At 39.2% G+C, this 21923-nt stretch carries 17 protein-coding genes and 1 tRNA gene; 9 read left to right on the plus strand and 9 right to left on the minus strand.

Features of this window, described 5'->3' with window-relative positions:
• Positions 1–41: 41 nt before the first annotated feature.
• Together ABXZ32_RS13690 and ABXZ32_RS13695 are read right to left on the minus strand one after the other, a co-directional pair.
• Positions 42–326: a GIY-YIG nuclease family protein gene (locus ABXZ32_RS13690; protein ID WP_354619254.1), complete on the minus strand. Its 285-nt coding sequence runs from the start codon at positions 324–326 to the stop codon at positions 42–44.
• Between the two features lie 146 nt (positions 327–472).
• Positions 473–545 (minus strand) — tRNA-Phe (locus tag ABXZ32_RS13695).
• Positions 546–646: 101 nt separating this feature from the next.
• Here ABXZ32_RS13695 and ABXZ32_RS13700 point away from each other — a divergent pair.
• The 6 genes from ABXZ32_RS13700 to ABXZ32_RS13725 all read left to right on the plus strand — a co-directional run bounded on the left by ABXZ32_RS13700 (position 647) and on the right by ABXZ32_RS13725 (position 8499).
• Entirely contained in the window at positions 647–1375 is a 729-nt protein-coding gene (locus tag ABXZ32_RS13700; protein WP_354619255.1) for a type III pantothenate kinase, read from the plus strand.
• The gene (locus ABXZ32_RS13705; protein WP_354619256.1) at positions 1376–2638 is read left to right on the plus strand and encodes a hypothetical protein; all 1263 of its coding nucleotides are present in this window, start codon (positions 1376–1378) and stop codon (positions 2636–2638) included.
• A 32-nt stretch (positions 2639–2670) separates the two neighbouring features.
• On the plus strand, positions 2671–4047 hold the full coding sequence (locus ABXZ32_RS13710) for a tetratricopeptide repeat protein (protein WP_354619257.1): 1377 nt from the start codon (positions 2671–2673) through the stop codon (positions 4045–4047).
• A gap of 1 nt (position 4048) precedes the next feature.
• A complete protein-coding gene (gene lptC / locus ABXZ32_RS13715) occupies positions 4049–4648 on the plus strand; it encodes an LPS export ABC transporter periplasmic protein LptC (RefSeq protein WP_354619258.1) in 600 nt (199 codons plus the stop codon).
• A gap of 204 nt (positions 4649–4852) precedes the next feature.
• Complete coding sequence (locus tag ABXZ32_RS13720) at positions 4853–6142, plus strand: hemolysin family protein (protein WP_354619259.1); 1290 nt, start codon at positions 4853–4855, stop codon at positions 6140–6142.
• Between the two features lie 236 nt (positions 6143–6378).
• Complete coding sequence (locus tag ABXZ32_RS13725; protein WP_354619260.1) at positions 6379–8499, plus strand: peptidylprolyl isomerase; 2121 nt, start codon at positions 6379–6381, stop codon at positions 8497–8499.
• Positions 8500–8555: 56 nt separating this feature from the next.
• On the opposite strand, the gene ABXZ32_RS13730 is transcribed toward ABXZ32_RS13725, so the two are convergent.
• Together ABXZ32_RS13730 and ABXZ32_RS13735 are read right to left on the minus strand one after the other, a co-directional pair.
• Entirely contained in the window at positions 8556–9488 is a 933-nt protein-coding gene (locus ABXZ32_RS13730) for a GYDIA family GHMP kinase (RefSeq protein ID WP_354619261.1), read from the minus strand.
• Positions 9485–10804: a hydroxymethylglutaryl-CoA reductase, degradative gene (locus ABXZ32_RS13735; protein WP_408017260.1), complete on the minus strand. Its 1320-nt coding sequence runs from the start codon at positions 10802–10804 to the stop codon at positions 9485–9487. Before ABXZ32_RS13735 ends, ABXZ32_RS13730 begins: the two co-directional genes overlap by 4 nt.
• A 169-nt stretch (positions 10805–10973) precedes the next feature.
• On the opposite strand from ABXZ32_RS13735, the gene ABXZ32_RS13740 reads away from it, so the two are divergent.
• The gene (locus ABXZ32_RS13740; RefSeq protein WP_354619263.1) at positions 10974–13139 is read left to right on the plus strand and encodes a S9 family peptidase; all 2166 of its coding nucleotides are present in this window, start codon (positions 10974–10976) and stop codon (positions 13137–13139) included.
• Positions 13140–13153: 14 nt separating this feature from the next.
• Complete coding sequence (locus ABXZ32_RS13745) at positions 13154–14686, plus strand: peptide MFS transporter (protein ID WP_354619264.1); 1533 nt, start codon at positions 13154–13156, stop codon at positions 14684–14686.
• Between the two features lie 2 nt (positions 14687–14688).
• Here the strand turns inward: ABXZ32_RS13745 and ABXZ32_RS13750 are convergent, their stop codons facing one another.
• Genes ABXZ32_RS13750 through surE form a run of 5 tightly spaced genes read right to left on the minus strand, consistent with a single transcriptional unit; the run spans position 14689 to position 19513 of the window.
• Entirely contained in the window at positions 14689–16710 is a 2022-nt protein-coding gene (locus tag ABXZ32_RS13750) for a ComEC/Rec2 family competence protein (protein WP_354619265.1), read from the minus strand.
• The gene (locus tag ABXZ32_RS13755; RefSeq protein ID WP_354619266.1) at positions 16700–17278 is read right to left on the minus strand and encodes a C40 family peptidase; all 579 of its coding nucleotides are present in this window, start codon (positions 17276–17278) and stop codon (positions 16700–16702) included. Before ABXZ32_RS13755 ends, ABXZ32_RS13750 begins: the two co-directional genes overlap by 11 nt.
• Positions 17279–17324: 46 nt before the next feature.
• The gene (gene lpxB, locus ABXZ32_RS13760) at positions 17325–18437 is read right to left on the minus strand and encodes a lipid-A-disaccharide synthase (RefSeq protein WP_354619267.1); all 1113 of its coding nucleotides are present in this window, start codon (positions 18435–18437) and stop codon (positions 17325–17327) included.
• A 22-nt stretch (positions 18438–18459) separates the two neighbouring features.
• Entirely contained in the window at positions 18460–18741 is a 282-nt protein-coding gene (locus ABXZ32_RS13765; RefSeq protein WP_354619268.1) for a hypothetical protein, read from the minus strand.
• Positions 18734–19513, minus strand: a complete 780-nt coding sequence (gene surE, locus ABXZ32_RS13770) for a 5'/3'-nucleotidase SurE (protein ID WP_354619269.1) — start codon at positions 19511–19513, stop codon at positions 18734–18736. The genes ABXZ32_RS13765 and surE overlap by 8 nt, the downstream gene beginning before the upstream one ends.
• 213 nt (positions 19514–19726) lie before the next feature.
• On the opposite strand from surE, the gene ABXZ32_RS13775 reads away from it, so the two are divergent.
• Entirely contained in the window at positions 19727–21856 is a 2130-nt protein-coding gene (locus ABXZ32_RS13775) for a carboxy terminal-processing peptidase (protein WP_354619270.1), read from the plus strand.
• Positions 21857–21923 lie beyond the last annotated feature (67 nt).

Here is a 21923-nt window from a genome sequence, read left to right on the forward strand (position 1 = left end):
GTGGTGCCTCCAGTCCCGAAGTTTCGGGAGAACCAGGGACTTTAATTTTTGTTGAGGATGTCCTCGAGGATTGTCGGGTTGTCAATTAATTTTTCAATGAAACTTCTGCTTTTCATCCTTTTGACGAATCTCTCCAGATACACGGCATCTTCTTTTGAGGTCACTTCTTTTTCCAGCTTTATATGCCAGTCATTGGCTATTTTGGTGTAATTGGTTTTGAAGTGGTGATCTAGGTGTTGTTTCAGCCTATTGCCAGGGTCAGAAGTTTCCCCAACATAATATTTGTCGGCCGAATTGCTGTATAATATGTATATCCAGTGACTCATGGGTTTCTTAAAAAAAATCCTTAACGAAGCACCTATTTTTTTGTGGTGCCTCCAGTCCCGAAGTTTCGGGAGAACCAGGGACTGTATTTTTTATTGAGGATATTTCTTAAAAACAAAAAATCCCTACCGAAGTAAGGATTTTTTTGTGGTGCCTCCAGGAATCGAACCAGGGACACATGGATTTTCAGTCCATTGCTCTACCAACTGAGCTAAGGCACCATGCCGTTTAAGCGGTTGCAAATATAATTTCAATTTTGCGATATCCAAACAAAAATCAAAAAAAAGCAAATAGTTTTTTTTCAAATGATGATCTTTGTAGTATGAACCTGATAGTTGACGCTGGTAATACTTTTGTTAAACTCGCTGTGTTTGATGGAGATAGGATGCTATCTGATCAAAAAGTGGAGTTGGATGGATTCTGTAAAAAAATCAAAGAATTTTTTGAGGAATACCCAGATATTAATCATTCCATCGTCTCTTCAGTAGGTTTTTTGGAGAAAAAGCATCTCGCAATGGTCGCTATTTTTAGTAAGGTCCATATTTTAAGCTCCAAAAGTTTGGTTCCATTCAAAAATTCTTATGCTTCGCCCCACACCTTGGGGGTGGATAGGATCGCATTGGCAACCGCTGCTTTTTATTATAACCCAAAAGGAAATACGCTGGTCATTGATGCAGGGACCTGTATCACATATGACATGATTAACGATATAGGAGAATACTTGGGGGGAGCCATATCTCCTGGGATTGCAATGAGGTATAAGGCCCTACATGAACAAACCTCCAAATTACCGCTACTTGAAACCGATGATATATTGGATTTTATTGGTAATACTACCGCATCATGCATCCATAGCGGAGTAGTGAACGGGGTTTGCAATGAAATAGATGGGGTAATTGAGCAATATAATGCCAGATTTATAAATTTAACAGTTATTTTAACGGGAGGGGATATGCAATTTTTGTCAAAACGATTAAAAAATACCATATTTGCGCATTCTAAATTTCTCCTAGAGGGGTTAAATTATTTGCTCGAATACAATAAACGATAAATGATCAAAAAATTTGTAATTGCAATTGTCTACTGTGCAACTTGTATTATCTATTCCCAAAACGGTACAGTATCCCCTTATTCATTTGGTATTGGCGATTTAAAAGCGGCAGGAACTGTTGAAAATCAGTCGATGGGTGGCGTAGCCATTTATGCGGACAGCATCCATATCAATCTTAGAAACCCTGCGGCCTACAGTAAATTGTCACTGACCACTTATACTGCCGGACTTACCAGAAAAGAATCAAGATTAAAAACATTTGACGATCAGGAAAATGCTTCTGTGTCCAATCTGGAATATTTGGCCATTGGATTGCCCTTGGGGAAAGGCTTTGGTCTAGGGTTTGGACTGATGCCATACTCTTCCGTAGGATACAACTCTGTAACACAAGGGGTCAACGCAGAAGGTGCTTCCCTAACCTATTCAGCTTCTGGTGAAGGGGGTCTGAACAGATTATACACTTCCCTAGGTTATGAAGTTTTTAAGGATTTCAGTATTGGTGCCACAATGAACTTTAATTTTGGAACCTTGAACAACGAGAGGGTCCAGACCGTAGAAGGGGTGCAATTTGGTACTTTGGACAGGAGAGAATCAAGAGTAAACGGATTCGATTTTAACTATGCAGCCAATTATACGCCCAAAATTTCTGAAAAATATAGGCTATTTACATCAGTAAGTGTTAATACCCAAATGAATTTAGTTTCAGAAAATACACGTACTATTGGATCATTTTCCTTGTCAACAGGGGCTGATGTTGAGGTAATTAATGTAAATTTGCAAGCACAGGGCTTAAAGAGTACCGAAATTAAGGTACCCACAACCACTACTTTGGGGCTCGGAATTGGAGAGGATAAGAAATGGTTTGTTGGAGCAGAATATAGTTTGCAGGGGTTGTCTTCTTTTGAAAATGAATTTTTGAATAGAAACAATGTAGATTATAACGATGCCAGTACTTTTGGTTTTGGTGGATTTTATGTACCTGATTATTCTTCTTTCACAAGTTACTTTAAAAGAGTAACTTATAGGGCGGGAGCCAAGCTTACGAAATCAGGTTTGGTGATCAATGATAAGGAGATAAATAACTTTGGCATAACTTTTGGAGTTGGATTACCATTGGGAGGAAGTTTCTCAAATCTCAACATCGGTTTCGAGTTGGGAAGAAGGGGAACAACCGATGCCGATCTAGTTGAAGAGAGTTACCTAAAAATGAATTTAGGGCTTTCGTTAAACGATAGGTGGTTCCAAAAAAGAAAAATAAATTAATAAGAACATTAACCATTTAAACTCATAAGAAAATGAAAAAGATACTTTACATCGCTGTCTTCACAGTATTGGGGTATGGGAGTATATATAATGCTCATGCTCAGGCTCAAAATCCTGAATGCAGCAATAACCTTTCTATATATGTTGAGCACGCCAAAGTAAAAAATTACGATGCTGCCTACACGCCATGGAAAATGGTTTATGACAATTGTCCTGATCTAAACTGGGCCAACTTCCCATATGGTGAACGTATTCTTGCCGATAGAGTGGAAAAAGCTACTGGAGCAGAAAAGACAACGGCCATTAACCAAATGGAGAAATTATATGATGATAGGCTAAAATATTTTCCTCAAAAAACAAATAAGGCCGAGACCATTATCGATAAGATCATCTTAAAATACGATAATAAATTAGCCTCAAACAGTGAGATCTACGAGCAATTGCATAAAGCTTTTACTGAAGATCAAGATAACTTTACAAATCCAAAGGCTTTGTACCTTTATTTCTCAAGTCTAGTGGATTTGAATGCTGAAGGAAGCAAGGATCTAGATTTGGTATTCTCCACGTATGATGCTGTAATGGCCAAAATAGATGTAGAGAACGATAAGTATACGACCATAATTCAAAAATTACTTCCAAAAGAGGATGCAAATACGTTGACTTCTAAGGAAAAAAGCCAGTTGAAGTCGGCCAACAGCTATTCTGAAACATATGGTAAAATATCTGAAAGTATCGATGGTAAACTAGGTGCCTTGGCAAATTGCGAAAACTTGATTCCATTATATGAGAAGAATTTTGAAGCTAAAAAGACCGATGTAAACTGGGTAAAAGGTGCCGTTGGTAGAATGTTCTCCAAAGAATGTACAGATGATCCTTTGTTTAAAAAATTATTCGAAGCTCAATTGGCTTTGGATCCATCAGCAGAGGCTTACATGTACGGGGCAACTTTAAAGTTGAAGGCAGGTGATTCTAAAGGAGCTGTATCAGATTACAACAAAGCACTAGAATTGGAAACCAATGCAAAAAAACGTTCAGACATTGCTTATAAAATTGCAACTACCTATGTAAGGTCTAGCAAATCCTCAGCAAGGAGTTATGCCCAAAAGGCGTTGGATGCCAACCCTTCCAATGGTAAGGCTTATTTGTTGATCGCAAGTCTATATGCTAGTAGTGCCAATGATTGTGGTACTACCACTTTTGAAAAAAGAGCAATTTATTGGAAAGCTGCCGATGTTGCAAGACAAGCCGGTAGAGTAGATCCTGCATTAAGTGGTAGATCTGCACAGGCTGCAACTAGTTATGCGTCCAAAGCTCCTTCAAAAGAAGATATATTCAACTCTGGAATGGCTGGTAAAACTGTTTCTTTCAGCTGTTGGGTTGGAGGTAGCGTAACTGTGCCTAGCTTATAAGATGTACAATCTTTTTAAAAATAATTTCAAGAGCATTGCCGTAGTTTTTTCTATGGCAATGTTTTTTTTATCCTGTAAGGACAATTATAAAAGAGTGGGGAAGGAGGCAGCGGAATTGATATATCCCCAAGGCGTAGCCGAAAATTTCACACTTACCTATACAGAAACTAAAAACGATGTGGGTAGCGAAGGTGTTGAGTCCACCAAGATTATTGCCGTTTTGTCCAGTCCCAGCACAGAAGATTTTGATAACCTCAGATTTAGGCATAGAACTTTTCCCGATGGCTTGAAGGTCGATTTTTACGATGACCAAAATAATAAAAGCATCATAAAGGCCGATTATGGGATTATTTATTCTGATACAAATTTGATAGATTTACAGGGTAATGTGGTGATCGAGACCCATGATGGTAAAATGCTTGAAACACCCCAGCTATATTGGGATAGGGCAAATGAATGGATTTTCACCCAGGCAAAATTTAAGTATACCAATCCGGAAGACGGTACTGTAATGGACGGGGAAGGAATGGATTTTAATAAAGATTTTAGTTTTTTCAGCGCCCATAGGACCTATGGTTTTATGAGTATTAAAGAAGAGTAATATGATCAAAGTTTTAAGATATACAGAATACCTTTATTTAGTGGTTGCTATCATTTCAATATATAAAATAATAACTCTTTGGAGTGTATCTCCTCAAGAGACCTACCTTTTTATTTTTTTTGCAGTAGTATCTTTGGGTATGTTCTTTTTCCGAAGAAATTATAGAAAGAAATTTGAACAACGTAAAAAAGACAATCAGAAATAGTGGAAGCCTCTATCATTGTAATCGTTGCAACACTTTTATTGTCCGCTTTTTTTTCGGGAATGGAAATAGCATTCATTTCTGCGAATAAGATTCATATAGAAATAGAGAAAAAACAGGAAGGTATTCTTGCCAAAGTGCTCACTAGGCTTACTCGGAAACCATCCAAGTTTATCGCTTCCATGCTTATAGGCAATAATATCGCCTTGGTGGTCTATGGTTTTTATATGGGGGATCTCCTCATGAATTGGTTTCAAGGGTTGTATCCGTCGCCATATGGTTTGGTCAATATCATGTTGACCGATTTTAGTTTAGTGGCCCAAACTATTATTTCTACTTTGGTCATTCTTTTTACGGCAGAGTTTTTGCCCAAGGTGCTTTTCCAGATCTATTCCAATACCCTTCTTAAGTTATTGGCAGTCCCAGCCTATCTTTTTTATATACTTTTCTCTGTTATTTCCGAGTTTGTTATTTGGGTATCCGATTTTATACTAAAGGCCTTTTTCAAAACAGATGGGGATGAGGTGCAATTGGCATTTAGTAAAATTGAATTGGGGGATTACATCACCGAGCAAATGGGAACCGTGGAGGAGGAAGATGATGTTGATTCTGAGATCCAGATCTTTCAGAATGCCCTAGAATTTTCTGCTGTAAAAGCAAGGGAGGTCATGATACCTCGAACTGAGATCACTGCGGTAGAGTTACATGAAAAACCAAAAAATTTAGTCAAGCTTTTTACTGAGACAGGGTTTTCAAAAATTCTTATATATAAGGATACAGTGGACAATATCATAGGCTATGTGCATTCCTATGAGCTTTTTAAAAAGCCAAAGACGATAAAAAGTGTACTACTGCCAGTCGAATTTGTCCCTGAGACCATGATGATCAGTGACATTTTAAACGTCCTTATTAAAAAACGAAAGAGTATTGCTGTAGTTTTGGATGAATACGGAGGGACCTCTGGTATCATGACTGTGGAGGATATTGTAGAAGAGCTTTTTGGCGAGATTGAGGATGAGCACGATTCCACAGACCTGCTTGAAGAAAAAATTGACGATTATAATTATAAGTTTTCCGCTCGGCTAGAGGTGGATTATATCAACGAAAATTATAAGCTCAACCTACCGGAGAGTGACGAATATGAAACCCTAGGTGGACTTATTGTCAATGAGACAGGTGAAATTCCAGAGCAAGATTCTCAAATTGTAATCGGTAATTTTACGTTTACGGTGTTGGAGGCATCCAATACAAAGATCGACCTGGTCAGTCTTCAAATTTCGAATAACGATTAGGATACCTTTATAATTCCCAATTAATTTACTGGTATCCCTACAATAAAAAAGGGGCCGTAAATCTTCATTTATGAGGTAGTGTCCTCCTATTATTTTTGCTTATTCCTTGTAATGGAACCACAATAGATTTAGAATCCATCAGTTATCCCATATTTTCTTTGCTATTTATAAAATAAAAATTTTAATACAAGAAAGAAAATGGTAATTTCGCCAACTGATTTAAAATAGTTTACATAATGGCAGTATTAGAGAATATTAGGAAACGAACCACCGTATTGATTTTGATCATAGGGTTGGCTTTGTTTGCATTTGTGATTTCAGGTGTATTCAGTAGTGATGGCTTTTCTGATGGGAAGGTTGGTTCTTCTGTGGCAGAAATTAATGGTGAAGAAATCTCTATAGATGAGTTTAGGCAAAAAGTAGAAGCGGCCTCAAGAAGATATGGCCCACAAGCATCTTCCATGCAAATGGTGAATACTGTTTGGGAACAAGAAGTTCGTAATATGGTATTGGGTCAGCAATTTGAAGAGCTTGGTATCGATATTGAACAAGATCAGATTGTAAATTATATCAGCAGTAATCCTGCGTATAGTCAAAGTCCTCAGTTCTTAAATGAAAGTGGGGTATTCGACGCCAATAAATTCCGTGGGTTTATTGCGGATCTTAAAACGAATAATCCAGCTCAATATGAGATCTGGTTGCAAGAGGAAAAGGCTATTATACAAATGGCCAAAGAGCAGACCTATTTCAATTTGATAAGAGCAGGTGTTGGAGCTACCCTAAAAGAGGGAGAGTTCGAATATAAATTGGCAAATGATAAGGTAGATCTAAGTTACGTACGCGTACCTTATACTTCGATTTCCGATAGTGCTGTTCAGGTAAGCAAAAAAGAGATTGAAAATTATATTTCTGCCCATAAGAAAGATTTTAAACAAGAAGAGGCTAGAGATATCCGTTTTGTTTATTTTGAAGAGAAAGCATCTTTGGAAGATGAAAATGCCGTTAAGGAAGAAATAGTTAAATTATTGGACGATACTGTAGAGTATAACGCTTCTAAGGACGCGAACGATACTCTAGTTGGTTTTAGAAAGAGTACTGATTTGGCAGCTTTCTTGGATAGGAATTCAGACTTGAAGTATGATACCATCTACAAGGCTAAAAATGATCTGCCAGCAAAATTTGCGGATTCTTTGATCAATTTGCCTATCGGTGGCATTTATGGCCCATACAGAGATGGAAATTTCTTCAAGTTTTCTAAAATGGTCGACAAAAAATCGAAAGGTTCTGTGAAAGCGAGTCACATCCTAATTTCTTTTGCAGGCGCTGAAAGAGCTAATCCAGAAGTTCAAAGAACCAAGGAAGAAGCGGAAAAAGAAGCAAAAGAACTTTTAGCAGAAGCTAAAAAGACTGGGGTTGTTTTTGCTGAATTGGCGAGGGACAAATCAGACGGACCTTCTGCTCCACGTGGAGGAGACCTTGGGTATTTCCAAGAAGGTGTAATGACAGAAAAATTCAATGATGTTGCTTTTAATAACCCGGTAGGTTATATCGGCCTTGTGGAAACAGAATTTGGATTTCACATTGTAAAAGTAGATGATAAACAAGATATTTATAAGATAGCAACTCTAGCCAGGGAAATAGAGCCTTCAGAGGAAACTACAAATAAATTGTTTACAGATGCCACTAAATTTGAGATGGAAACTGCAGATTCAAAAGAAAATTTTGCTGCGTTGGCAAAATCCAAAGATTATATGGTAAGACCTGTAAATAAAATAAAGGCGATGGATGAGAACCTTCCTGGACTGTCTGCTCAAAGACCTGTTGTTCAGTGGGCCTTTAACGAGGATACCAAGGTTGGTGATATCAAACGTTTCAACATCAATAATGGCTATGCAGTGGTTCAATTGACAGCAACTTATAAAGAAGGTGTTATGTCTCCTGAAGATGCATCAGTGATTGTGCTTCCTAAAATTAGAAAGGACAAAAAAGCAGAACGTATTATGGAAGCCAATAAAGGAAAATCAATGGACGCTTTGGCCAAGGACAACAATGTGAGCATGGCAACTGCATCGGCCCTAACCATGCAGTCACCTACAATTCCAGGTGCTGGAAGAGAACCATTGGTTGTCGGCAAAGCATTTGCAATGGACAAGGGGATTACTTCTGGATTAATTAAGGGTGAAACAGGTGTGTTTATGGTAAAGGTTACAAATAAGGAGGCAGCTCCTAAATTGGACAATTACAGTACATATGCCAATAATGTTAAGGCCGCTAATGAATCTAAGGTAAGTTCGGCAGTATTTGCAGCTTTAAAAGAGGCAGCAGAGATTGAAGATAAAAGATCTATCTTCTACTAATCGAGTTAGAAGTTAATTCATAATAAAAAAGCCTCCCAATGGGAGGCTTTTTTATGTTATAGAATCATTTCAGAATAGGGAATAACAGTTTTGAAGCCCTTTTTATTGAAGTAGGATATGGTTTCTTTTGTGCCTGTGGCCAAAATAAAATCACCTCCCCAGGCCCCTAAACTTTTGATACTTCCCGGAAAATCGGGAAACAGCTTTTCTTTAACGGTTTCCATTTGCAAATTATCGGCTAATAATCGCTCGTGTTCGTCAATCAGAGAATTGAATTCCTGTATATCCTGACACTTTAGAATACTTTTGGTGATCTGATTGACTGCGGAGATCAAATTGAGAAGATCAAACTCCTTTTGTCGATATTGGGCAATGCCCTCACGGCTATTTTGTTTCTCATTAAGATATATAAAGTACAGTTGATTTTTAAAAGGAGGATCAAAGCTTACTGCCTCTACTACTGGTATATCCTTTTTTAAATGGTATAGGATAGATGTTCTATGTTGTGCGCATGCGATATCATACCCACTACCAGAAAATGAGTCCCAAAGCAATTTAAAGGCATCCACTTGAGCCCACTGGGCTATGTTATTGATTAGGGTAGAGGAGGATCCCAAACCCCAATCCCTTGGAAAATTTAAATGGGTCTCTACCAGTAGTCCTTTAGTGTTCTTTAGGAAATTGGAATTTAATTGATAGGCAGCATTCAAGATACGTAGTAGGGTATTCCTAACCGAAGCTTCTGTTGTAGTATTGCCGGTCTTTGAAACAGGTATTTGATGTCTGATATCGGCTAGTTCAAGAGTGGTTTCGAACCATATTTCTTCTGTGTGGGTGTAACTCTTCCACACGATGTTTTCACCTTCTATTGAGGAAATATTTAGGGATTGCCCATACTTTGTAGGCAAGGCCAGGCTTAGGGCACCATCCAAGACGGCGTATTCACCTGTTATCAAAAGTTTACCGTTGCTGTAGTAGTGTTCTTTCATTGCCCTTTTCGTAATACCTGCATTGCCTCTACAACAGCATTGTGTGTAACCGTATTTTTTTTAAAGTGATGTACCAAAGTGTTTTTTTCTGCCTCCGTTGCCTGCATCTGGTTCAAGATATTCATCAAATGCATTTTCATATGCCCTTGTTGTATCCCTGTGGTGACCAAGGATCTTACTGCTGCAAAATTCTGTGCCAAACCAGCAACTGCAACCAACTGCATTAATTCCTTTGCTGAGGGTCTATCCAAGATATCCAAGGCCATTTTTGCCAAAGGATGTAAGCTCGTCAATCCGCCTACGGTCCCCAGGGCCAAAGGTACTTCTATCCAGAATCTAAAGATCCCATCTTCTATGGTGGCATGGGTCAAACTAGTATATTGTCCGTCTTTGGACGCGTAGGCGTGGATTCCGGCTTCCACGGCCCGGAAGTCGTTTCCGGTTGCCAGGACCACTGCGTCGATGCCGTTCATGATACCCTTATTGTGGGTAACCGCTCTATAGGGTTCTACTTTTGCTATGTCAACGGCACGCACCATTTTTTCTGCAAATTCAAGGGCTGAGACTTCATTTCCCTCTTTCAGGTCATTAACGGGACAGCTGACCTCAGCTCTTACCAAGCAATTGGGTACATAATTGGAAAGGATGCTCATTACAATTTCAATATCCTTCTCTTCTTCGGAAAACCCCGAATATTTCAACGCTTCTTTTTTAAGTGTGAGTGCCAATTGTTCCAAACAGGAATTGATGAAATTGGCACCCATGGCATCCAGTGTTTCAAAGGTGCAATGGAGTTGATAGTAGTCCTTAAGTTCTTTGCTCTTATTTCGTAAAAGGATGTCAGTGATGCCGCCACCCCTTTTGGTCATATTTTTGGTTATTGGAATCGTTTCCTCCAATAACTTGGATTTTATGCCCTTAAAGAATGTCTCTAATTTTTGGCTGTCCCCTTTGTACATAAAATGTACCTGTCCAATTTTTTCTGTACCCAATACCTCGGTCTTAAATCCACCGCGATGGAGCCAGAATTTAGCAGCTTTACTTGCAGCGGCCACCACAGAGCTCTCCTCAATGGCCATAGGTATGGCGAACAGTTTGTCATTTATTAAAAAGTTGGGTGCTATACCCAGGGGAAGGTAAAAGTTGGTGATGGTGTTTTCTATGAACTCATCATGTAGCTTTTGGAGTTCTTCGTCCGAATTCCAATACCGTTTGATTGTCGCCTTGGTTTCCTTGGAGTTATCTGTGTATTTAGTAGAAATCCAATCAATTTTTTCTTCTTTGGTAAGCTTTGAGAATCCTTCTATAGGGGCCATCTTCATTTATTTAATCTGTACGCCAAAGATAGTGATAAACACAATAATTGGAGGGGCCAGATGCCTTAGTGGCCATACTATCCTAAAGTTGTGATTATTTAGGAACAAAGTTTATTTTTTTGTGAAATTATTAGTAAACTTGGACGTTTTAAACAATTTTTGAAAATTAATGAAAAAACTACACTTTTCACTCTTATTTATTTTAGGTTTTATAGTGGCCGGAACGGCCCAGGACAAGCAAATTCCTTTAGAGGAAATTTGGAATGGTGAATTCAGGACAGAGGGCATGGATGTCCTGAGATCTATGAATAGCGGAACCGAATATACCGTTCTAAACAGCGATCGGGATACGAAATCTTCCATGATCGACAAATATGCTTATTCTACCCTGGAGAAGTTGGAGACTATTGTTTCATCTGCTGATAGCAAGGAAATTCCATATTTTACTTCCTATGAATTTAGTCAGGATGAAAGTAAAATTTTATTGGCAACAGAGATAGAGCCCATTTTTAGACGTTCTACATTAGGTGTTTTTTATTTGTACGACGTTGCTTCCAAAGAGGTCATCAAAATAGCTGACTCAAAAATCCAGGAACCAACATTATCCCCAGATGGTGCTAAAGTGGCCTATGTGCAGGACAACAATTTATTTGTGTTCAATTTAGCAGATGAAACTACGGTCCAAGTCACTATGGACGGAGTTAAAAACAAGATCATCAATGGGGTAACCGACTGGGTATATGAAGAGGAATTTGGATTTGTTCGTGCCTTTGAATGGAATTCCGTAGGAACCAAAATTGCATTCATTCGCTTTGATGAATCAGAAGTACCAGAATTTTCAATGGATTTGTACGGGTCTGAATTATATCCAAGCAGACACGAGTTTAAATACCCGAAGGCCGGAGAGAATAATGCTGTTGTTTCTTTGCACCTATACGATGTTGCTAATGGCAAGGTCTCTATGGTTGACCTTGGAGATGCCTATTACATTCCACGGATAAAATGGATGAACAATGCAAATAATCTCAGCGTTCAAATATTGAACCGCCATCAGGATCTTTTAAAATTTATGTCTGTCAATGCGGTTAATAATAAGGTGTCGCTTCTTTTAGAGGAGAGTGACAAGGCCTATGTTGATATTACAGATAACCTTACTTTCTTGGCTGATGACAGTTTTATCTGGAGTAGTGAAAAGGATGGTTACAACCATTTGTACCTATATGATTCCAAAGGAAAGTTGAAGAACCAGGTTACAAAAGGTCCATGGGAAGTAACCAGTTATTATGGTTATGACAAGAAAACGGATAAGATCTATTACCAGTCTACAGAAAACGGATCTATCAATAGGGATGTTTACAGTATTGGCCGCAGTGGGAAAAGCAAAAAAAGGCTGACCGAAAAAATAGGACAGAACTATGCCTCTTTTAGTGCCGATTTCACCTATTTCATAAATACATTTTCCAGTGCAACTACACCACCGGTGTATACCTTGCATAAGGCCCAAACTGGAAAGGAACTAAAGAAAATTAAAGATAACCAGGCCCTTCTAGAGAAATTGGAGGCATATGCCATAAGTCCAAAAGAATTTTCTACACTTGCGATCAACGGCAACGACCTCAATATGTGGATGATCAAACCACAGGATTTCGATGCTACAAAGCAATATCCATTGTTAATGTTCCAATACAGTGGTCCAGGCTCACAGTCCGTCGCCAATAGATGGATGTCCTCCAATGATTATTGGTACCAGATGTTAGCTGCCGAAGGATATATCATTGCTTGTGTTGATGGTAGGGGTACAGGATTGAAAGGCAGGGATTTTAAGAAAGTTACCCAATTGGAATTAGGAAAATACGAGGTTGAAGACCAAATTGCCGCAGCTACAGCCTTGAGTGATCTTTCATATATTGATGAAAATCGTACTGGTATATGGGGGTGGAGCTATGGTGGCTTTATGTCCACTAATTGCTTGCTTAAGGGAAATGAGGTGTTTGAAATGGCAATTGCGGTTGCTCCGGTGACCTCTTGGAGTTTCTACGACACTATTTACACGGAGCGGTTTATGAAGACCCCAGCGGAAAACCCTAGTGGGTATGATGATAATTCACCATTTAATTACCCGGAATTACTAAAGGGCAAATACTTATTGGTACACGGATCGGGTGATGATAATGTTCATGTACAAAATTCCATGCGTATGATTGAAGCCTTGGTACAAGCAAACAAACAGTTTGATTGGGCCATCTATCCCGATAAAAATCACGGAATATATGGGGGCAACACCAGACTGCACCTGTTTACTAAAATGACCAACTTTATTAAAGAGAACCTTTAACCAAAACAACTTATATGTCAAATACCATCAAACCAAGCGAACAGCAAGAACTTTTTGGACATCCCAAGGGATTGTTTTATCTCTTCTTCGCTGAACTATGGGAGCGTTTTAGCTTCTATGGTATGCGTGCCCTATTGACCCTCTACATGGTAGAGGTTATTTTTGAGGCCCTGGCCGAACGGGATTTTGCTACGGCGGCCGTTTATGCTTCTTATGGATCCCTTGTATACGCCTCAACAGTGATCGGAGGGCGTATTTCCGATCAAATTTTAGGAATGCGGAACTCTATTTTTCTGGGAGGGATATTAATGTCCGTAGGTCATTTCGTATTGGCGATTGAAAACGATATTGCTTTTTACTTGGCTCTTTCCCTAATCATTGTGGGAAATGGGTTTTTTAAACCAAACATATCAACGTTCGTAGGTGCCTTGTATGAAGAAGGGGATGTGCGAAAGGATTCTGGTTTCACCATATTTTATATGGGTATCAATATCGGAGGATGGGTCGCCCCATTATTGTGTGGTTGGTTGGCGTACAGCTATGGCTGGCACTATGGTTTTGGCTTGGCAGGAATAGGGATGCTGACCGGACTGATCTTCTTTTGGAGCGGTATACGTAAGAATGTTTTTGGGGATAAGGGTATGCCCCCCAACCAAGAGGTAATGCAAAAGAAGGTATTGGGAATAAAACAAGGGATTCTCGTTCCTGTTTTGGCAGTTCTTTCTGCGCCATTGATCGCCTATCTTTTGTCTGCTTATAAATCCTTAGGGGCTGAAGGCACCTTTTTTGATGATCAGAATATAGTCAACGTAATTTTCAAGGGTATTGGAGTAACAATTTTGGCTTATCTGGGCTATATCATGTACCAGGCTACTTTGGACGAACGTAAAAAGCTGTTCGTGGCTGTTCTGATCACCTTTTTTATGACCATATTCTGGGGTTTCCATGAGCTATCTGGAAGTGTGATCACCTTGTTCGCTGCAAGAAATGTGGAGTTGGACTTTATGTCAGCAGCCCAGACCAATTCATTAAATTCAATGTTCATTATCATCTTGGCGATTCCTATTTCTTTGATGTGGACCTTTCTAAATAAAAGAAACCTGAATCCAAGGACACCTTATAAATTTGGACTGGGGCTTTTGTTTGCAGGGGTCAGTTTCTATATCTTGGCAATAAGTGGTGCGAGTGCCAATGCCAATGGTTTGGTGCCATTTGCCTATTTATTGTTGATGTACTTTTTAATATCTGTCGGGGAACTGTTTATGTCTCCGGTTGGACTGTCCAAAATCACCGATCTCTCGCCTAAAAGAATAGTGGCATTTATGATGGGGGTTTGGTTTTTATCTTCTGCCTTTGCTTTTCAAGTGGTAGGCTTTATTGGTAAAAAATTGGCGATAGAAAGTACTGATAAAAACGTGGGTGGGTTTGAAACCCTTTCTGTGTATACAGATGGTTTCCAGCTTATTGCAGAATATGCGATAGGTGCTGGATTACTAATTCTTATAGCTTCTCCTTTGATCAAAAAATTAATGGGTAACGTGCATTAGTACTAGTCGTTTACAATAAAATAAAAAGCTCCCTTTTCACCAGTATAGTGAAAAGGGACTTTTTTTTGTTCACATGTCCGCTGCCACCGCAATACATCACTTCTGTAATTACTACCGTCTGCGATAATTTGTTTTGGCTTTATGGAATCTATAAATCGAATTAAATTTAGTTTAGGGGATTGCGTTACCAAAATCAAATCTGGTTGGTACCCCTTTGGAGGGTACATTCCCGTACTATCTAAAATATATAATTGCTGATCTTGTATGTTATATGCATTTTTTAAAGGAACATGGTTCACAGTTTCTATGCGTTCGGCAGTGTTATAATCTTCCTGTAGTGACTCTGCTTTTATATTATTGGTGGTGCTTATAGATAAGTTGTTCCCTATGCGATGAAAAAGAACCGAATTTCTTGTTTGGTGCAGTATTATGATTTCTTCCTTGTGCTGCCCAGTATATTTGGCATAGATTAGATACGATTGAAAACACATCACAAGTGCCATGCTGATGAATAATCTTTTAGGGGAGCGTTTTGAAAAAAAGACCAATACACTTGCCAAGAGGGCATAACCCAATATCACTTGTGCTAGGTCAAAAGAAATGTTTCTAAAAATAAAGCTTTCCTGCTTCCCTACCCATCCGACAATTAAGTTCATGAAGGAAATCATTTCATTATATAGGGCGGCAATAAAAGAAGGCAAGGTATGGGTCACGGCCAATATAATCACTAGGATTCCCAGACCTAGGATGATGCCTAAAAAGGGTATTATGGCCAAATTTGAAATAAAGAACAGCCCTGGAAACTGATGAAAATAAAACAGGGCAATGGGAAGAACGCCTAATTGAGCTGCAATGCTAACACTGGTCAATTGCCAAGTCTTTTTTAGGATCAGATTGTTGGGCGACCATAACTTCTGTAACAGAGGATAGATCCAAAGAATGGCAAAAACTGCTGAGTAGCTCATCTGGAATCCCACTTGAAAGAGAAACATGGGCTCTATCAGAAGGATAAAAAATAAAGACAATGCCAAGATGTTAAAGGAGTTGGTGGGCCTATTAAGAAACATCGCATACGCCAAAAAAGAGAACATGCTTACTGCCCTGACAATAGAAGCGGAGAGACCAGCAAGAAAGGCGTAGCTCCAAAGAATGGCAAGGATAACTAACAATTGTATGGTTTGTCCGTGCTTTAATTGCTTTAAGGGTGCCAAAACATATTGAAGGATCAGTAATAGTATCCCAATGTGCAGTCCAGATACGGCCAAGATGTGGATGGCACCTGCGTTGACATAATTAGTATAGGTGTCTTCAGAAATATCGGTACGTTGTCCCAACAAAAGAGCTTGGATTATACTTAATTCCTCTTGGCCTATTTGTGCTTTTTTCAATTGTGCGATGATATTTTCCCGAATCTTGAATGTCCAGCCATAAGGCGTGGAAAGCGACTGATCCCTTATTTCAAAAAGATGGGGCTCCAATTGTATGCGATGGTAAATCCCCAAGGTATTCAGATAGCTCTTGTAGCTAAACTGATGTGGGTTTAGGGGTTTGTTTATTTCACCATACGATCCATAAAAGACTATTTGTTGGTCTGGTTTTAATCTTTGCCCTAATGAGTCTGGTTTTGAGGATAAGAGGATCATTCCGTCACTTTGCCTGTGGTCAACTTCTAGTACCGAAGCGATATAGTTATCGGAGAAGGTGTTTGATTTTAGTACTTCTTGAATTTGTAAATGGTATAAGTGGAGACCAGAATCTGTGCTTCTGGAATAATGATCTGCGTGATTTTTGGGCTGGGCAAGGTTTACGGCCAAAAAACCTATACAAAGGGTGGTGCATGCTGCTAGGATTCCAAATGAGACGGAATGGGATTTGCCAGTCCTATAATAAATTATGGCAAGAAGGATAAAGGAAATGATAGTGCACCATAATGGAATGCCTGGTGAGGTATCCAAAAAGTACCCTAGAAGTATCCCGAAAATCAGGAACAGAGAAAGTTTTACCGAGTTTTGCCTAAAGAACACGGGTTGCTTTTACAAAAGCGCTGTTCCAATAGCCTTCCCTTAAGGAAGAAACAATAACACCCCTAGAGGTGGAAGAATGAATAAATTTAATTTCATCCCCTTCTGTAGTGACTACCAACCCCACATGGTTTATTTTTCTATTACGCCTACCGGTGCAGAAAAATAACAGGTCTCCTTTTGCTACTTCGTTTAACTTCACTTTTTTGCCCTCCTCGGCCATCTGAGAGGACGATCTTGGCAAGTTGTAGTCATGCTCCCCAAAGGAGATCATCATCAAACCAGAGCAGTCTAGCCCGTCTTTAGAGGTGCCTCCATATTTATAACGAACTCCAGAATATTCTAAGGCTGTATTAATAATCCTATCTGCGAAATTAAAGGAAGCCTCTGATCTTGCATCAGCCATTTCAGTGCTGTTGCTTATTGAGATTTCCTCCCTATTGTTGGGTACACTGACAGAATTTCTTGGAACACTGACCTTTCGCTCAACATGGGTTACAGTTGTTGATTTAGAAGAGCCACAACTGGCCATTAAAAAAAGGAAGGCTATAAAGGAGACTTTACGTATCATTCTGTTGGGTATTGGTTTTTAACTTTCTACCGGTTACCTATCAAATTTAAGCATTTTCTACAATAAGCGTAGCCGTATTCTCGCTAGCCCCTATTCCGCCCAATTTTTTTTCGAGGTCCTCGTAGGCGTCAAAGATCATTTTTCGCTGCTTACCGTCCAATATTTTTAACAATTCCGATGTCAAATTTTTAGTATTCAAATCGTCCTGTATCAATTCCCTTACTACCTCCTTCTTCATAATTAAATTCACTAGGGAAATGTATTCCAAGGTGATGATCCTTTTGGCAATCTGATAGGAGATCCAATTAGCTTTGTAGCAAACCACCTGAGGTACTTTGAACAAGGCTGTTTCCAAGGTTGCAGTGCCACTGGTCACCAGGGCAGCGTGGGCCAGGCTCAACAGGTCATAGGTTCTGTTATTCACAAATCCCACCTGTGGGCCTTTTAAAAAAGGTTCATAAAACTCCCTTTCCAAACTTGGCGCACCAGCGATCACAAATTGATATTCCGGAAAGGACTTGGTAACAGATAACATTACAGATAGCATTTTCTGAACCTCTTGTTTTCTACTTCCTGGTAATAAGGCTATAATGGGTTTGGCGGGGTCCAGTTGATTGACTTTCCTAAAGTTATCTTCATCGGGTTTTTTTCTGTCCCCAATGGCATCGATCAGGGGGTGGCCCACAAAATTCACTGGAAGGTTGTGTTTTTTTTCGTAGAACTCCTTTTCAAAGGGTAAGATGACATACATGGCATCTATATCCCTTTTAATTTTTTCAATTCTTCCTTCTCTCGAGGCCCATATTTGAGGGGCTATATAGTAATTTGTTTTTATGTTATTTTCTTTGGCCCATTTGGCAATCCTGAGATTGAATCCTGAATAGTCTATAAAAATGAGTTCATCGGGCTTAAATTTTAAGATGTCTTCCTTGCAAAACTTTATGTTTTTGAAAATGGTATTGATATTTCCCAAGACTTCGAGGAACCCCATAAAGGCCATTGCTTTGTAATGTTTTACAAGGACTCCGCCAGCTTTTTGCATTAGATCACCACCCCAGCATCGGATATCCGCGGCAGGGTCCTTTTTTTTAAGGGCCTTGATAAGATTGGAGCCGTGTAGGTCTCCAGAAGCTTCACCGGCAATGATGTAATATTTCATCTGTAGGTTCTGAATTTTTGGATTAAAACATTTTATAGTAAAGGATAACAAAAGCAGTCAAAAGGGTCGCTATTAGTACCCCTCTGGCTCTGTGGTCCCTATTTAATTTCAGAAAGCCAAAAAAGGCAATAAGGTTCAAGATGGCACCAAGGGCCAATAAACTACCAATATGCTCTTGTTTTATTGCGGCTGCAAAGGTCTCCGCGATGCCCAAATCGGAAAATAGAACGATATATGCCAAAGTTCCTATGGTATTGGCAATAATGCCTACCAAAAAACCGATGATAATTTCTTTTTTATTCATGTAAGTTCCAGTTATTTATGTTTTGTATGGCGTGGTGTGCCGTAAGATCAAATTGTGTGGGCACCAAGGAAATATAGTCATTGGCTAAGGCCCACTCATCGGTGTCCTCCCCTTTGTCCAATAATTCAAATTCCCCGGTAAGCCAATAGTATTCCTTGCCCATGGGGCTGATCCTCTTGTCGAATTTTTCCTTCCAATTGGCCCTAGCCTGTCTGGAAACTTTAATGCCCCTGTATTCCTTGCCTTCCAACTTGGGGATGTTTACATTTAAAACCACCCCTTGAGGCATCCCTTTGTCCAGAGCCTCCCTAACTATTCGCTTTATGGCATCCCCAGCCTTTTCAAAGTTGGCATCCCAAGAAAAATCGCACAATGAAAATCCTATGGCGGGTATTCCTTCTATCCCGGCTTCAATAGCTGCGCTCATCGTACCGGAATAAATAACATTGATAGATGAATTGGATCCATGATTGATGCCACTGACACAAATATCCGGCTTTCTATCCAACAGTTCCTGTAACGCTAATTTCACACAATCCGCGGGAGTGCCGCTGCAACTATATTCTTCCGTACCCCCATTCTCTGTATCTATGGTGACCTTTTTTGAGTATAACGTATTGTCCAGTGTTATTGCATGTCCCATCCCCGATTGTGGGCTGTCTGGTGCCACGACGACCACGTCTCCAATCTCTTTCATATACCTTACCAAGGCTCTTAATCCCGGTGCTGTTATGCCGTCATCATTGGTGACAAGAATCAAAGGTTTTTCCATAGATTATAATTTATGGTGTAAAAATACGTTTTTCATTAGGAAAAGCCTTTGATGTCGTTTAACAAAAATTTAATGGATACAGAACAATGTGGCATGGTTTTTTCAGTATCTTAGAGGATTCCAGATAATGTCAGGTAGTGCATATATAGTGGGTTAGACCTAAATTATTTTGCAATCCAAGATGGAATAATACATCAAAAAAAGAAATAGAATATGAAAAAGAAATTGGCTTTTGCATTGTTGGTGATGCTGATTGCTGTAGCCTCCTGCAGTTTTACAAATAAATCATTTGAGACCAGTGATAAGGACAAATTATTGTTGGATCTCATTACTTATGTTCTTGAAAAAGGACATTATCAGCCCAAAGATATCAACGATGATTTTTCGGTGGAAGTCTTTGAGGATTTTATCAATGTTATAGATCCTACCAAAAGATATTTCCTGGAAAAGGATATCCATGAGTTTGAAAAATATAAGTTTCAAATTGATGATCAAATTAAAAATACCGATATCAGCTTTTTTGATTTAGTTCATGAAAGGTTGATACAACGTATGCAAGAAGCCAAGGGCATCTATAAGGATGTGCTTTCAGAGCCTTTTGATTATAATTCCGATGAAAAGATCAATATCGATTATGACAATCAGCCTTTTGCAAGTACAAAGGGCGAATTGAAGGAACGATGGAGAAAGCAATTGAAATATGCCACTTTGGGCACCTATGATTCCAAATTGACAGATGAGGAGCAAAAGAAGACCAAAGATGCCGCTTACAAGGCAAAATCAGTAAAAGAGATCGAATCGGAAGCTAGGGCTTCTACCGAAAATACCTTGGATGAATTCTATGACTTTGTAGATGAATTGGAGCGTAAGGACTGGTTTGTACAATACATCAATACCATAGTTGACGAGTTTGATCCGCATACTTATTATTTTGCACCGGACGATAAAGAGAAGTTCGATGTGAGCATGTCAGGGAAGTTTGAAGGAATCGGTGCGCGTTTGCAAAAACGTAAAGATGAGACCACCATTGTGGAAATTATATCAGGAGGTCCGGTTTGGAGAGACAAGCGTTTGGAAGTAGGGGACGAAATATTGAAAGTAGGCCAGGAAGGTGAGCCACCAGTTGATATTGTTGGGATGAGACTTGATGATGCCATTAAATTTATCAAAGGCCCAAAAGGTACGGTTGTAAATCTTACAGTAAAAAAAGTAGATGGTTCTATAGAAATTATTTCCTTGACAAGAGATGTTGTGGAATTGGAGGAATCTTATGCCAAATCCGCTACGGTTAAAAAAGGAGAGCAGAAATTTGGGTTGATCAATCTACCAAAATTTTATGTAGATTTTGAAGACTATAACAATAGAAATGCCGCAACTGATGTTGCCAAAGAGGTAGAACGATTAAAAGAAGAAGGTGCAGAAGGATTGATCTTGGACCTTAGGGACAATGGTGGGGGATCTTTAAAGACTGTTGTAGAGATGGCCGGACTATTTATCAAGGACGGACCAATTGTACAAGTTAGGTCTTCAGGACAGCGCAAGGAAGTTTATGACGATAAGGATGAGCGAATCCAGTGGGATGGACCCTTGGTAATTTTGGTAAATGAGTTATCGGCATCCGCTTCAGAAATTTTGGCTGCAGCGATGCAAGATTACAAAAGAGCAATTGTCATTGGAAGCAAACAGACTTTTGGAAAGGGGACTGTACAAAATGTTATTCCTTTGGACAACATTGTGAGAAGCAATGAGCATGGAGATCTTGGAGCTATTAAATTAACTACACAGAAATTTTATAGAATAAACGGAGGATCCACCCAGTTGGAAGGAGTAAAGAGTGATGTGGTCGTTCCGGACAGATATAGTTATATTGATCTTGGGGAAAGAGATCAGCAAAACCCATTGCCTTGGGACAAGATTTCAGCGGCTGATTATAAGCCTTGGGAAGGTTATATAGATTATGAGCAGACCATTGCCAACAGTGCTTCTAGAATGGCCCTTAATTCACAGATAAAGTTGATCGAGGAAAATGCCAAATGGTTAAAGCAACAACAAGATGAAAATGTAATATCCTTGAACTATAGCACTTATAAAAGCGAAGAGGAAAGGATGAAGAAGAAATCTCAATATTTTAAGACGATTCAGGAATATGATTCGCATTTGTCCTTTGAATCCCTAAAATATGAAAAGGAGTTGTTTACACAAGATGAGGTATTGAGGGAGAAAAGAGATCGCTGGCACCAAGATTTGGCCAAGGATGTCTATGTTGAGGAAGCCATAAATGTTTTACAAGATTTAAAATCTAACAATATTAAAGAAACAAAATTGGCAAGTGTAAAAGGATAATCTTATTTAATTTTGATAGAATAAAGGCCCGGTTTATCCCGGGCTTTTTATTTTTGTGGCAAGCCCA

The sequence above is a fragment of the Sediminicola luteus genome (genome assembly GCF_040566555.1).
Taxonomy (GTDB): Bacteria; Bacteroidota; Bacteroidia; order Flavobacteriales; family Flavobacteriaceae; genus Sediminicola.

Excerpts from the sequence above, each read along its gene's own strand:
- surE (WP_354619269.1), bottom strand. The coding sequence starts at position 19,513 with ATGGAAAAACCTTTGATTCTTGTCACCAATGATGACGGCATAACAGCA.
- ABXZ32_RS13740 (WP_354619263.1), top strand. The coding sequence starts at position 10,974 with ATGAAAAAACTACACTTTTCACTCTTATTTATTTTAGGTTTTATAGTG.
- ABXZ32_RS13775 (WP_354619270.1), top strand. The coding sequence starts at position 19,727 with ATGAAAAAGAAATTGGCTTTTGCATTGTTGGTGATGCTGATTGCTGTA.
- ABXZ32_RS13745 (WP_354619264.1), top strand. The coding sequence starts at position 13,154 with ATGTCAAATACCATCAAACCAAGCGAACAGCAAGAACTTTTTGGACAT.
- ABXZ32_RS13735 (WP_408017260.1), bottom strand. The coding sequence starts at position 10,804 with ATGGCCCCTATAGAAGGATTCTCAAAGCTTACCAAAGAAGAAAAAATT.
- ABXZ32_RS13710 (WP_354619257.1), top strand. The coding sequence starts at position 2,671 with ATGAAAAAGATACTTTACATCGCTGTCTTCACAGTATTGGGGTATGGG.
- ABXZ32_RS13690 (WP_354619254.1), bottom strand. The coding sequence starts at position 326 with ATGAGTCACTGGATATACATATTATACAGCAATTCGGCCGACAAATAT.
- lptC (WP_354619258.1), top strand. The coding sequence starts at position 4,049 with ATGTACAATCTTTTTAAAAATAATTTCAAGAGCATTGCCGTAGTTTTT.
- ABXZ32_RS13700 (WP_354619255.1), top strand. The coding sequence starts at position 647 with ATGAACCTGATAGTTGACGCTGGTAATACTTTTGTTAAACTCGCTGTG.
- lpxB (WP_354619267.1), bottom strand. The coding sequence starts at position 18,437 with ATGAAATATTACATCATTGCCGGTGAAGCTTCTGGAGACCTACACGGC.
- ABXZ32_RS13765 (WP_354619268.1), bottom strand. The coding sequence starts at position 18,741 with ATGAATAAAAAAGAAATTATCATCGGTTTTTTGGTAGGCATTATTGCC.
- ABXZ32_RS13705 (WP_354619256.1), top strand. The coding sequence starts at position 1,376 with ATGATCAAAAAATTTGTAATTGCAATTGTCTACTGTGCAACTTGTATT.
- ABXZ32_RS13755 (WP_354619266.1), bottom strand. The coding sequence starts at position 17,278 with ATGATACGTAAAGTCTCCTTTATAGCCTTCCTTTTTTTAATGGCCAGT.
- ABXZ32_RS13725 (WP_354619260.1), top strand. The coding sequence starts at position 6,379 with ATGGCAGTATTAGAGAATATTAGGAAACGAACCACCGTATTGATTTTG.
- ABXZ32_RS13730 (WP_354619261.1), bottom strand. The coding sequence starts at position 9,488 with ATGAAAGAACACTACTACAGCAACGGTAAACTTTTGATAACAGGTGAA.